The sequence below is a fragment of the Lentibacillus sediminis genome (assembly GCF_002763455.1).
Classification (GTDB): Bacteria; Bacillota; Bacilli; order Bacillales; family Amphibacillaceae; genus Lentibacillus_D; species Lentibacillus_D sediminis_A.
In genome coordinates, this window is sequence record NZ_NIXK01000001.1 from 507,320 (window position 1) to 520,128 (window position 12,809).

The 12,809-nt window shown below is 41.5% G+C and carries 13 protein-coding genes; 10 read left to right on the plus strand and 3 right to left on the minus strand.

The features are described from left to right. The first annotated feature begins 8 nt into the window (after nucleotides 1-8). The 7 genes from CEG13_RS02345 to CEG13_RS02375 all read left to right on the plus strand — a co-directional run bounded on the left by CEG13_RS02345 (nucleotide 9) and on the right by CEG13_RS02375 (nucleotide 7,515). Nucleotides 9-1,292 (plus strand): ABC transporter substrate-binding protein, encoded by a 1,284-nt coding sequence (locus CEG13_RS02345; protein ID WP_100010151.1) that lies wholly within the window; start codon nucleotides 9-11, stop codon nucleotides 1,290-1,292. 140 nt (nucleotides 1,293-1,432) lie between these two features. Then, nucleotides 1,433-2,362 carry a carbohydrate ABC transporter permease gene (locus CEG13_RS02350; RefSeq protein WP_239984541.1) on the plus strand — a complete coding sequence of 310 codons (930 nt, stop codon included), beginning with the start codon at nucleotides 1,433-1,435 and terminating at the stop codon, nucleotides 2,360-2,362. Next, nucleotides 2,359-3,183, plus strand: coding sequence for a carbohydrate ABC transporter permease (locus CEG13_RS02355; RefSeq protein WP_100010153.1), 825 nt, complete (start codon nucleotides 2,359-2,361; stop codon nucleotides 3,181-3,183). Before CEG13_RS02350 ends, CEG13_RS02355 begins: the two co-directional genes overlap by 4 nt. Before the next feature lie 24 nt (nucleotides 3,184-3,207). Next, complete coding sequence (locus CEG13_RS02360) at nucleotides 3,208-4,221, plus strand: LacI family DNA-binding transcriptional regulator (RefSeq protein ID WP_100010154.1); 1,014 nt, start codon at nucleotides 3,208-3,210, stop codon at nucleotides 4,219-4,221. Nucleotides 4,222-4,439: 218 nt separating this feature from the next. Then, nucleotides 4,440-5,339 (plus strand): ROK family protein, encoded by a 900-nt coding sequence (locus CEG13_RS02365; protein ID WP_100010155.1) that lies wholly within the window; start codon nucleotides 4,440-4,442, stop codon nucleotides 5,337-5,339. A gap of 37 nt (nucleotides 5,340-5,376) precedes the next feature. Next, nucleotides 5,377-6,810 carry a glycoside hydrolase family 1 protein gene (locus CEG13_RS02370; RefSeq protein WP_100010156.1) on the plus strand — a complete coding sequence of 478 codons (1,434 nt, stop codon included), beginning with the start codon at nucleotides 5,377-5,379 and terminating at the stop codon, nucleotides 6,808-6,810. 123 nt (nucleotides 6,811-6,933) lie between these two features. Continuing rightward, nucleotides 6,934-7,515: a protein-L-isoaspartate(D-aspartate) O-methyltransferase gene (locus tag CEG13_RS02375; RefSeq protein WP_100010157.1), complete on the plus strand. Its 582-nt coding sequence runs from the start codon at nucleotides 6,934-6,936 to the stop codon at nucleotides 7,513-7,515. A gap of 184 nt (nucleotides 7,516-7,699) precedes the next feature. Here the strand turns inward: CEG13_RS02375 and CEG13_RS02380 are convergent, their stop codons facing one another. Further along, the gene (locus CEG13_RS02380; protein ID WP_100010158.1) at nucleotides 7,700-8,458 is read right to left on the minus strand and encodes a glucose 1-dehydrogenase; all 759 of its coding nucleotides are present in this window, start codon (nucleotides 8,456-8,458) and stop codon (nucleotides 7,700-7,702) included. 300 nt (nucleotides 8,459-8,758) lie between these two features. Here CEG13_RS02380 and CEG13_RS02385 point away from each other — a divergent pair, with 300 nt between their 5' ends. The 3 genes from CEG13_RS02385 to CEG13_RS18650 all read left to right on the plus strand — a co-directional run bounded on the left by CEG13_RS02385 (nucleotide 8,759) and on the right by CEG13_RS18650 (nucleotide 11,007). Then, nucleotides 8,759-9,808 (plus strand): 2,3-butanediol dehydrogenase, encoded by a 1,050-nt coding sequence (locus tag CEG13_RS02385; RefSeq protein WP_100010159.1) that lies wholly within the window; start codon nucleotides 8,759-8,761, stop codon nucleotides 9,806-9,808. A gap of 260 nt (nucleotides 9,809-10,068) precedes the next feature. Next, nucleotides 10,069-10,833: an SDR family NAD(P)-dependent oxidoreductase gene (locus CEG13_RS02390; RefSeq protein ID WP_100010160.1), complete on the plus strand. Its 765-nt coding sequence runs from the start codon at nucleotides 10,069-10,071 to the stop codon at nucleotides 10,831-10,833. A 33-nt stretch (nucleotides 10,834-10,866) separates the two neighbouring features. Beyond that, entirely contained in the window at nucleotides 10,867-11,007 is a 141-nt protein-coding gene (locus tag CEG13_RS18650) for a hypothetical protein (RefSeq protein WP_158234630.1), read from the plus strand. Nucleotides 11,008-11,052: 45 nt separating this feature from the next. Here CEG13_RS18650 and CEG13_RS02395 read toward each other — a convergent pair whose 3' ends face one another. Both CEG13_RS02395 and CEG13_RS02400 read right to left on the minus strand, forming a co-directional pair. Next, nucleotides 11,053-11,316, minus strand: a complete 264-nt coding sequence (locus tag CEG13_RS02395; protein WP_100010161.1) for a hypothetical protein — start codon at nucleotides 11,314-11,316, stop codon at nucleotides 11,053-11,055. A 559-nt stretch (nucleotides 11,317-11,875) separates the two neighbouring features. Continuing rightward, nucleotides 11,876-12,670: a type II toxin-antitoxin system SpoIISA family toxin gene (locus CEG13_RS02400; RefSeq protein WP_100010162.1), complete on the minus strand. Its 795-nt coding sequence runs from the start codon at nucleotides 12,668-12,670 to the stop codon at nucleotides 11,876-11,878. Between the last annotated feature and the right edge of the window lie 139 nt (nucleotides 12,671-12,809).

Sequence of the window (12,809 nt, forward strand, 5' to 3'; positions counted from 1 at the left end):
GAAGTTTTATGAAAACAAGCAAGTGGCTGCTTATGTTTGTAGTTATACTTGCTGCTGTTTTTACACTAGCAGCATGTAATAATGAAGAGGCAAGTTCAGAGGGGAATAATGAAGACGTAGAATTGACATTTTGGACATTTGGTGCAACAAACTACGAAGAATTGGTGAAAGCGTACGAAAAAGAAAACCCGGGGGTGACTGTGGAAATCAGGACGTCGGAAAATGCTGATCATCACAATAGCTTGTTCACCGCATTGTCAGCAGGCACAGGGGCACCGGATTTGGCAATGGTAGAAATCGATCAGTTGGACCGGTTCAAAGAAGCAGAAGATAGATTTGTGAATTTATATGATATCGGTGCGGAGGAGATTCAGTCTGACTTTCTGGACTGGAAATGGCAAATCGGTGAAAACAATGAAGGAAATTTCTTGTTTGGATTGCCGACCGACATTGGGCCGAAAGTCATGTTTTACCGTACTGATTTATTTGAAGAAGCTGGCCTTCCTACAGACCCGGATGAAGTTCAAGATCTGATTCAGTCCAAAGAGGATCTGATACAAGTTGGAGAAACGATAAAAGAAGAAACGGGAAAACCGTTAGTCGACAGCATGGAAATGGTATATCGCGCAGTAATTGATGGGGCAGAAGAGAGCTTTTATGATGAAGAAGGTAATCTGTTAGTGGAAGAGGACGGAAACGCGGTTAAAGAAGCGTATGATTTGGCGGTTGAATTTAATGAACATGGTCTGGTTGGGGCATATGAAATGTGGACTCCGGAATGGGGCGATGCAGTGAACAGCGGGGATTTTGCAATTGAAATGGGTGCAGCATGGCTGAAAGGATGGATGAGTGATAATGCCCCGGAAGCGGAAGATAAATTCCGTATTGCAAAGCTGCCAGAAGAATTAGCCGGCAACTGGGGCGGTTCTTATATCACGATTCCTGGGGAAACGGATTATGAGGAAGAGGCCTATAAATTTGCCAAATGGTTGACATCGCCTGATAATCAACTGGAATCTTTTAAGAGTGATGCTGGTCTCTTTCCGTCGACACCAGAAGTGTACGAAAGGGAAGAATTTAAAGAAATGGAAGATGATTATTTCGGTGGACAAAAAACATCACAATATTTTGCAGATGCAGCTACTGATATTAGCTTCATCTATAAGGGAAGTAAATATACACCAACGCAAGATGAGGTATTGAATGCGTTGCAAAATGTTTATGATGGTGCTGACCCTGATAAAGAGTGGGAAGAAGCAGTGCAACGGATGAAAGATGTAGCAGCGCGATAAATTCATTCATTTTTTATATCGCTCGATACATTATTCTACTTTGGCATACTTCTTAAGCTGCCTGTCATGTGTCTGTCATTCATTGATATGGCTGCAAGAACGCCATATCAATGAATGTTTCAGAAAGGAAGGAGAGAAAGATGGGGTTCAAACGTGGTCGAAAGTACCGCTCCGAGGAAACAAAAGATAAAATCAGTGCATACTTGTATATTTCGCCTTTTTTTATTATTTTTGCCATTATAGGACTTTATCCTGCAGTCTTCAGTATCTTTTTGGCGTTTCAGGATTGGAATGGACTTGGGGAAATGGAGTTCGTCGGATTACAGAATTTCAGTGTTGTTTTGCAGGATCCGGTGTTTTGGAAATCGCTCTATAATACGATTATCATGGGAATTATGGGAACGGCCCCACAAATTATTGTTGGGATTATTTTAGCATTTATCCTGAACCAGGCCTTTTTGAAATTTAGGAACGCCTTTCGTGCTATGATATTTTTGCCGTATATTACGTCCATGGTAGCGGTCGCATTAGTGTTTGGCGTGTTTTTTAGCAATAATGATACGGCATTGGCCAATTACACCCTTCAATTATTCGGAATGGATTCAGTGAACTGGAAAACGAGTGAATGGGGTGCCAAAATCGCTATTTCGATTATGGTTTTTTGGCGCTGGATTGGTTATAATACCATCATTTATCTGGCAGGTCTGCAAAGTATTCCGAGGACCTTTTATGAAGCAGCCAGGATTGATGGGGCGAATGTTTTCCAACAATTGCGATATATTACCATTCCGTTATTGAAGCCATTTATTATTTTAACGGTTTTCTTTTCAACAGTTGGGGCATTACAACTGTTTACCGAACCGACTGTATTTCTTGGCTCTTCCGCATTCAGCAGGACAGAAGCGATGACCGTTGTAATGTATTTATATCGCGATGCTTTCACTTTGCAGTCATTTGGAACGGGTTCGGCAACGGCTGTCATTTTATTGGCTATTATCGTTATTGCATCTGTTGTTAACACTTACTTGACATCTGGTGTTAAAAAAAGGAAGAAGGGAAGGAGAATATGAAAAAAATAAAAGTTGGGCGTTTTCTCGTATATGTTTTTATGATTATCGCCTCTTTTTTATCGCTTTTTCCATTTTACTGGATGTTTGTCATGGCGACAAGATCAAGTGCTGCCTATAATTCGATACCGCCTACCATGACGCCAGGAACACAATTGGTGGAAAATTTTCAAAAAGTATTGAATGAAATTCCGTTTTTTGGTGCGATGCTGAACACACTAATTGTCTGTCTCGTTGTTACATTGGTCGTTTTATTGATTAGTTCACTGGCCGGTTTTGCGTTTGCTAAATTCAAGTTTCCAGGTAAAAACTTTTTATTTGTGGCGATATTGCTGACGATGGTGATCCCACCGCAGCTTGGGTTGATTCCCCAATACTTTTTGGTCGCGGAGTTTGGCTTATTGGATACGTTGTTGGGTGCCATGGTGATTTTTTTCCTGAACCCGTTGGGAATTTTTTTGATGCGGCAATACATTTCCCAGTCCGTATCGGATGAATTGGTTGAAGCAGCAAAACTGGATGGCTGTTCCAACTTTCGTATTTTCTGCAATATCGTTTTGCCCATTGTATTACCAGCTTTTGCGACACTGGGAATCATTGTATTTACGGCGACATGGGGAGAATTTTTATGGCAATTTACTGTTCTTCGCGACCCGGATATGTATACAATACAGGTAGCGCTTTCTTCGATGAATACAACCAGTAATGTGGACTTCGGGATGCTTTTGTCTGGTGTATTTTGGGCAACCATTCCACTGGTTATTGTATTCCTGATGTTCAATAAGTTGTTTATCTCGAGTATTACGGAGGGTTCCGTGAAATAAAGGGAAAGACTAGAGGGAAAATTATTGAAACTCACTATTAAAGATATCGCAAGACTGGCCAATGTTTCCCCAGGAACTGTTTCGAAGGTAATGAATGGCTCGGGGAATCTTCGTGCTGAAACAAAGAAAAAAGTAAATAAAATTATTGCGGAGACGGGGTATCATCCAACGTTTTCTGCTAAATCTTTGGCAACTAAAAAATCAAATTTAATTGGATTGATCTATGCCGGAGATATCAATGCGGAAATGAACCATCCAGTATTCAGTGATGTCGTGAATGCTTTTAAGGATCTTATTGGAAAACTTGGTTATGATATCCTGATTTTTTCTAACAACCAATTTCGCAATGCGGAAGAAGATTACCTGGCCAGAAGCCTTCACTTTCAATTGGATGGCTGCCTGATTATTGCGGGTGATCAAATTGAAGAGGCTATTGAGGAACTGGACCAAAGTAAAGTGCCTTGCGTTGGAATTGATTTGGAGTTGGAAGGCCCCAATTCCAGCTATGTGACAACAGATAATCGCAAAGTATCCGAATCCGTGGTAACACATTTGTATCTGAATCAGGTACGGGAAGTGGCGTTTATTGGTGGTCCAAAAGATTCCTATATCTCGGGCATACGCAGGGAAAGCTTTCTGTATCACATGCATTCTTTTGGCATGAAGCTAATGGATGATTGGGTGCAATACGGGGATTATTTTGAGGATAGCGGATATGAAGCAATGAAGCGTATTTTAGACAGTGAAACATTGCCGGAAGCAGTATATGCTGTTTCTGACAAAATGGCTTTTGGTGCTTTGCGGGCATTGAAAGAGCACCATTTTGTTGTTCCTGATGATATAAAATTAATTGGCTGTGATGATATAGAAGCATGCGAATATAGTGCTCCTGCGCTTGCCTCTGTCAGGCAAGATAAAGAAAAAATGGGAAAGCTGGCTGCCCAAATGCTGCACAATCTGATTAATGAAGTGGCACAACCCCATTCGATCAAAGTGGATCCGGAGTTGATCATACGTGAGTCATGTTCTTTTAATTAGCACAAAATTAGTGTCTATCACCGTTGTTAAACGTTGACGGGTAAGGGGAAGCGTCTGCTGATGAATATTCGGTTTATTGAGGCAGCGGATGGCCGGTTGGGTGCAAATTTACTCTAAATCCCGTTTCCAACGGATAAACGCAAGTGGCACTCGAAAATGAGTTGTGATTACTTGGTATATAAATCATCAGGAAATTGAAAAAGATATGGAGTGGAAGAATGATGAATACGTATTTGGCGGTTGATATTGGTGGAACTTTTATCAAATCAGGAATTGTTGATGAGGAGGCAACCATTTCAAAACAGAAAAAAATAAAAACGCCGAGAACATTGGAAGGACTGCTGGAGATATTTGACCAACTTCATCAGGAGCATCGTGAGGTGAAGGGTATTGCCGTAAGTTGTCCGGGTGCTGTTTCGGAAATAGGGGAGATTAATGGAACTAGTGCGTTGCCATATCTTCATGGACCAAATATTAAAAAGCAGATAGAGGATCTGGTCGGGGTTCCAATATATATAGAAAATGATGCGAATTGTGTTGGTTATGCAGAGATTTGGAGAGGCAAGGCACAGGGGAATAAAGATGCACTTGTCGTTGTTATTGGTACTGGAGTGGGCGGTGCTCTGATTAAAAATGGGGAGGTGCATAAGGGAGCGAATTTGCATGGTGGTGAATTCGGTTATATGCTGATTCCCGCAGAGTCCCCATCCGGATATAAAACACTTAGTGAAGCCGGTGCTACAGGGGCATTAATTAGAGAGGTAGCTTCACGAAAACAATGTGGACCAGAAGAACTGACGGGTGAGGACATTTTCATTCATGCAGAGAATGGGGATAAAGATTGCCAAAATGCGATTGCTGATTTTTACCGGTCCCTGGCATTGGGCATATACAATCTTCAGTATATGTATGACCCTGAAATGATTTTAATAGGTGGCGGCATCAGTGCGCGCGATGATTTAATTGCCAATATCAATTTGCAGCTTGATGATATTCTCAGTGAGCTGCCCGGGTCAACGGTCAAACCAAATGTTGATACATGTGAATTCCGGCAGCATGCCAACTTGCTTGGAGCCGTATTTGCGTATATGCGCAAGCTTTCGCCGGTTTCAAGCTAAGAAAGATTAGAATGATATTTGGATTGGAGCTGAAAATATGGATCACCAACATAAGGATGCGTTTCCGAAAGATTTTTTATGGGGATCCGCATCGGCGGCTTATCAAATCGAAGGAGCATGGAATGAAGACGGCAAAGGTCCTTCTGTCTGGGATCATTTTGCAAAAATTCCGGGAAAAACATTTAAAGGAACAAACGGTGATGTGGCTGTTGATCACTATCATCGTTACAAGGAAGATATCGCGTTGATGGCAGAAATGGGATTGAAGGCATATCGGTTTTCCATTGCCTGGAGTCGAATTTTTCCGGATGGCAGTGACGATTTAAATGAACAGGGAATCCAATATTACGAGCGTATAATAGATGAGTTGTTGCATTATGAGATTGAACCTATCGTTACCCTTTATCACTGGGATCTTCCTCAGGCATTACAGGATCAATACGGTGGCTGGGAATCCCGTAAAATCATTGGGGATTTTAACCATTATTGTGTGACTTTGTTCGAACGGTTTAAGGATAAGGTGAAATATTGGGTTACGTTAAATGAACAAAATGTTTTTATCAGTTTAGGGTATGAACAAGCTAAACATCCACCAGGGGTTTCCGACCGGAAGCGGATGTATGAAGCCAATCATATTGCGAATCTGGCTAATGCCAAAGCGATCGCTTCGTTCAGGGAAATTGTTCCTGATGGCAAAATTGGTCCTAGTTTTGCATATGGGCCTGCCTACCCTTACTCCAATGATCCGAAAGACGTTTTAGCTGCAGAGAATGCTGAAGAATATCTGAACTATTGGTGGCTTGATGTTTATTGTAATGGAGAATACCCGAAAACTATGTGGAAATACCTGAATAAAAACGGACTTTCTCCTACACTAGAGGACGGAGATACAGCACTGTTAAAATCGGGAAAGCCGGATTTTTTGGGTGTCAATTACTATCAAACGGGTACATTTGAGGCAAGTCCTTTTGAAGAAGTTTTTCAAGCGGCTAAGGTAAATCATGATGGCAAAAAAGGACAATTTGTAGAAAGTGGAATAGCTGGTTTGTTTAAGCGTAAAAGAAATGCCTCGCTGGAAACAACGGATTGGGATTGGGAAATTGACCCGGTCGGATTAAAAATTGGTTTGCGGCGTATGACGAGCCGCTACAGGCTCCCGGTTATGGTGACGGAAAATGGCTTGGGGGCCTTTGATACGCTCGAAGAAAATGATATTATTCAGGATGACTACCGGATCGATTATATCCGCAGACATATTGAGCAGCTAAAAGAAGCTATTACGGATGGGGTCGATCTAATTGGGTATTGTACTTGGTCTTTTACTGACCTGCTCAGCTGGCTGAATGGCTATCAAAAGCGATATGGGTTTGTTTATATAGACCGGGATGAGACAGATGAAAAGGATTTGCGACGGGTGAAGAAAAAGAGTTTTGATTGGTATAAGAAAGTAATAGAAACAAATGGTAAATAGGGTGTCTTAAATAGGGTGCCTGTCACTTCCCGGTTTTTGTCGAAATGCCGGGAAGGTTTAATGGTTTTACCCACCCAACCGACGGGAAAATAATTTGTAAAATAACCAACAGGAGTGCTTATCATGGATAAGCGAAGAGAGGAAATAGAAGCTTATTTCAGACAGCTGGATCGCAGCTATTTCATGGAGTCTAGTACTGGAAATGCAGCAGCTGACCGCCCTGTGTCCATTGGCTTTGGTCAAACGATATCCCAGCCGACACTGGTGCTGGAAATGACCATTCAGCTGGATCTGCAGCCTGATTCGCGTGTTTTGGAAATTGGGACAGGATCAGGATACCAGACGGCTTTACTCGCACCATTTTGCCGGGAAGTATATACCGTGGAGCGGCTTGAAGCCTTATATCATAATGCAAAGGCCCGGCTGGATGCGACAGGTTTTACGAATATACATTTCAAGCATGGTGACGGGAGCCTCGGATGGCCGGAACACCAGCCGTATGACCGGATCATCGTGACTGCTTCGGTGAGCCGTGTTCCGAATGAATTACTGGACCAGCTGGATGCAGGCGGCAAAATGATCATACCTGTCGGCGATAGTTTCCTCCAGGAATTACAGATGATTGAAAAAGATGACAATGGGGAAGTGACAACTTCTGTTTTGGAGGGTGTGGCCTTTGTCAGACTGAAGGGGGAATATGAATAATAAGTGCTATTAGCAGTTATAGGACAGCCAAGGGAGTGTAAACAGAATGGTGCCTTGACGCACAGTGATTACTTTCATGTTTGTTCGAAGATTCATATTATCATATAAAAATCCCCACCTGTTCCCAGTGCCCAGGCAGGGATTTTTTTGTTTAGGCGGATGTTTGTTGGACGGATGTTTGCCTTTAATACGCCAACCAGCCCGCATCAGCACGGATAACCTCCGCATTAACAAACCGTGAGTCATCAGAAGCTAGGAATAATGCGATATCAGCAACTTCTCCTGCCTCCCCGTTTCTGGGGTTATTGTCACTACCGGACATAGCTCTCGCAGCTCCAAATTCATTCGGGTCTGCCATGGTTGTTCCAATGTTCGTTTTCACACCACCAGGAGCAATCGCATTACAGCGGATGCCTTTTTCTGCATATTGGAATCCGACATTTTTTGTATAGCCGACAACAGCATGTTTCGAAGCGGTGTACGTGGCTCCTGCCCGTGAACCGGCTAAGCCTGCTGAGGAAGCCATATTCACGATCACGCCACGCTCTTTTTCAAGAAAAATAGATAACGCTTTACGGGTTGCCCGCATGATTCCCGTCGTATTAACCGACAACACTTTTTCCCATAGATCATCCGTTACCTCTGCGGCAGGCATCATATTGTCCATCATCCCGGCATTATTGACCAGAATATCCAGGGTTCCGTAATGATCAACCGCTGTATCGATCATGTTCTGCACATCTTCTTCTTTCGCCACATTGGCAACAACAGCTATGGCAGCTCCCCCGTCCGATGCAATTTCATCAACAGTTGCTTGTGCTCCCTCTTCATTCAGATCAGACACAACCACTTTTGCCCCTTCTTTTGCATAAAGAATGGCTATAGCCTTCCCCATGCCGGATGCTGCACCAGTTACAACTGCTACCTTGTCCTGAAGTTTCAATTCAATCTCCTCCTTTGTGTATTCGCTTTCACATCTTATTTCCTATTATAATTTTACTGGATAAACAGTTCAACTATAGTGTTTTTATATGCTATGCGGAGGAAAAATAGATTCATTGTAACTATTTGTAGGTAAAAAGTTGCAGGCATATAAATGTGAAATAATATTCTTTAATGCTATAATGAAAGCGTTAAAGAAAATTATAATTCTAATAAATAGTATCATTCCATTTCGTCTTGCTGCACATAGAGAAACCAAGAGGACGAAGATGTGATGTACTAGCAAAAGGAGGACTAAAATATGAAAGCCGCCGTCATTTATGGGGAAAAAGATGTACGAATTGAAGATGTGGAAGCAGCAGCAGTAACAGAAGGAAAAGTAAAGGTAGAAGTGGCATGGACAGGTATTTGCGGGAGTGATCTTCATGCATACCATCATGGATTAGGGGTAGCTTATGAGGAACATCCAATTTCGAAGAGAAAGGTTCCACTAGTTTTAGGACATGAATTTGCCGGGACGGTAACTGAAATTGGTCAAGGTGTTACGAATGTTTCTGTTGGTGATAAAGTAGCAATTGAGCCAGTGTTATATTGCGGGGAATGTGAATATTGCCGGAAAGGTGATTATAATCTTTGTGAAGTTTCAAACGTAGGCTTCCTTGGTTTGAGTGATGATGGCGGGTTTGCTGAATACGCCGTTGCAGATGCAAAATATTTTCATAGACTGCCAGAGAACATGTCACTTGAAGAGGGAGCACTTGTGGAACCAACAGCTGTTGCTTTCCATGCAATAAGAAATAGCGGACTGAAGGCTGGGGAATCTGCTGCTATTTTTGGTGCTGGTCCAATTGGTTTACTCCTGTTATTATGCGCGAAAGCAGCTGGAGCAGCAGAAACCTTTGTCATTGATCTTTCTCAAGAACGGTTGGATAAAGCAAAAGAACTTGGTGCAACCCATACGATTAATCCAGCGGAAGAGGATGCTGTAGAAAAAATTATGGCTATAACCGGAAAAGGTGTCGAAGTAGCTTTTGAAGCTGCTGGTGCACAGCCTACCGTTACAAGTGCATTGGCAGCACTTAAAAAGAAAGGCACGCTTCAAGTAGTTGCTGGATTTTCCAAGGAAGTTTCGATTGATACGAATGCCATGTTATTTAAAGAAGCAGCAATTAAATTCAGCCTAGCCTATGCACATGATTTTCCACCAGTTATCAAGTCAATTGCAGAAGGTAAGCTTGATGTTAAACAAGTCATCACCAGGCAGATTAAATTGGATGATCTTGTTCAAAATGGCTTGGAGCTGTTAACGGAAGATAAAAGCCAAGCGAAGATCCTGGTTAGTCCTAGATAAATTGGTCCTTTCTGTGGTGAGAAGAGAAGGCAATATAATGTACTATCAGGGGAAGTGTTTACGGCACTTCTCCTTTTTAGGTTGGTGCATGTTTTTAAATTTTTCGTTCAAAATAAGTTGGGGTATGCCTTAAGAAAATCACTAATAAAAAGTAATCTACTAAGCATTTTTCACCATTATAATCTCATTTATTAGTAAAATAGATATTGACAGAGAAAAGACTTTCCCTGTTTCAAACAAAAATTTGGAGGCGATCACGGGTGGCTAGATTAGATAACAAAGTAGCTATTATTACTGGTGCAGGAAATGGACAAGGTGCATATGAAGCAGAGCTATTTGCAAAAGAGGGTGCAAAGGTTGTTGCTACAGATATCAATTTTAATTCAGCATCAACCGTAGTGGAGGAAATAAATAACAGCCAAAATGGGCAGGCAATTGCAGTCAAACATGATATTGCCAATGAAAATGAATGGAAAAATGTCATCGAAAAGACAGTTGAATCTTTCGGTAAAGTAGATATTTTGGTGAACAATGCTGGAATACATGCTGATACAGCCATGGCAGACATTAGCTTAGAAGAATGGAATAAAATAATTCAAGTTAATTTAACAGGTACGTTTATTGGTATGCAGGCTGTCATTCCGGAGATGAAAAAGAATGGTGCAGGTTCGATTGTAAACATTGGATCCATTGCAGCAATGTATGGCGGAAGTTTTGCACATTACTCCGCAGCGAAGGGTGGGATGAGGTCCCTTACAAAGGTTGCTGCTATAGAATACGGAAAGGATAATATTCGAACAAATGGTGTTTATCCAGGGCTAATTGAAACAGCCTTAACAAAGGACGCACTAGATGACGAGGAATTGTATAAAAAGTTTATCGAAACAACCTACCTTCCAAGACTAGGTAAAGTTGAAGACGTTGCATACGGTGTGTTATATCTGGCATCTGATGAGTCATCATTCGTAAATGGTACAGAATTAGTTATTGATGGCGGAACGATTGCGGGTCATAAACTTAAATAAAAGTTCATGACACCGTTTTGGGATGAATTGATAGTGCCGGGTGCAGAGCGTGATGAATTTATTGATGCGCTTGCTAAAACAGAAGTCCCCATGCAACGAATGGGAACCCCGGAAGACATTGCAGGAGTGAGCTTATTTCTAAGGCTCGGAATTATCGTCTTTCGTTACTGGTGAAATTATCAAGGCAGGCGGGTAAGGCGCCTGCCTCCCACATGTTTTTCAATCCGTTTCCAACTCAGAAATTCTTTTTTTGAACTCTTTTAAAATGTCATATTCCGTATATCCTTCAGAAATAATGTCTTTTAGAATTTCTTCCGTGATTAAAAATGATTTTTTTGGGTTCTTTTTTGCTGCTTGTTTGGAGAAGCTGGCATTCGATCTTCGGGTTACCGCTTTATTTTCCTTTCTTAGTTTTTGCTGGCTGTTTGACAATCCAATCATTGCTAAAGGCAAATTAAGGCTTTTTCTATTCGGTTTATCCAACTTTTGCACCACCTAATTTTTTTCCATACATTAGGTTATGTGATCAAAGAATTTTTAATTAAAAAAAATGCCCATGGCCGGGCACTTTTTTTACATCAGGATATTATAAGTCATTACGAATCGTGTGAACTAAGCTTTGGATGCCCCAGTTAGCGCCAGCGCTAAAGCTGCGTGGACTTCCTTCACCTCCGTACGATAAGTGAACAACGGCTCGTAAGGTAAAGGAAGGCCGGCTAAGTTCGGCCTCCCGCTAAGGTGCCGGCACACCCCTATGAGTGGGGCATGTTTCCTTTATCTTCTCCGCAGGAATGATCAGCTGAATTCGCCGCTTTTCGCTGGGACGAGTAATCGCAGACCCAACGCTGATCCACTTTTCATGGCCAGACTCTGCCCATACGTCGCTAAACGGGCGTTTCCGCTTTAGTTCTAACGCCAGCTATAGGCACTTCTGCTTTTGCCTAAAATTCTCCGGTTTTCTTCCCGTAATTTTTTTTGGCTATGGTTCTCTCCTACATGAGCGATCGGGATATTCAAGCTTCTTCTGGGGGCTTCACTCTTTTTAATATTGGCTTTGTCCGTATTCTTCTTCAAGTTCAACACGACCTCCGTCATCATAAGGATTCTCAACAGCTAAAACATATGTCAACAGAAGCATATTGATGATATTCCCGTCAATGTCTTGTATTTCCACATCTTCTGTTGTAGTTGTTACTTTTGCAATATAACTACGGTTCAATACAAAAATCGGAAGCAGCATCAAATTATCTTTCGCTGAAAAATAGGTTTGACGAGAATCAAGCACTCTTTCCACTTTTGATTTCGGTTGTTTGATGCCTTCAAGCAGTTCATCTTGCTTCTCCTCTGTGTGATACGGCAAGACATCGATAGATAAACTTTCTTTTTTTCCATACTCGTTCAGGAAGTTGTCCAATTCGTTAATATACTCTTCTTCATTTCTAGTATAACTCAGGTATTCATAGGAATTCAACAAATGCTCCATGTTTTCTACTTTTCGGCCTGCGGAGACCCAATATTTCTCTGTTTTTTCTATTTGCTGCTCGGTTGTTTTTAATTCGTTTCCGCCTATTTTTGAAACGTAAAGACTCAAAAAAATAAGGGAATCAACAGCAATGAATCCAATTAATACCACTAAATAATTATGCCAGTTCGTAAACAGACTATTTGGATTTGCGGTTAAGTAAATCAATGCTCCAAAAACATACAGCAAGTACCATGCCTTACGTATTTTTTCTCTATGAGCTTTTACTGCTTCCCTGTGTCTCCAATAGATAAAAGTATAGCAAAATAATAGAACAAAGAGGATCCACATTCCTGTAATTAAAATGATCTCCAATTTTCTCGCCTCACTTCCCTATTTGTTTTGCTGCGAAACCTTTGCAGTATTCCATTCTATTCACAATTTTTGGTCGTGAGTATATTCCTTTTTATAAAGTATTATTCAATATAAATCTGAAAATTCCTGCTTGCTGCGC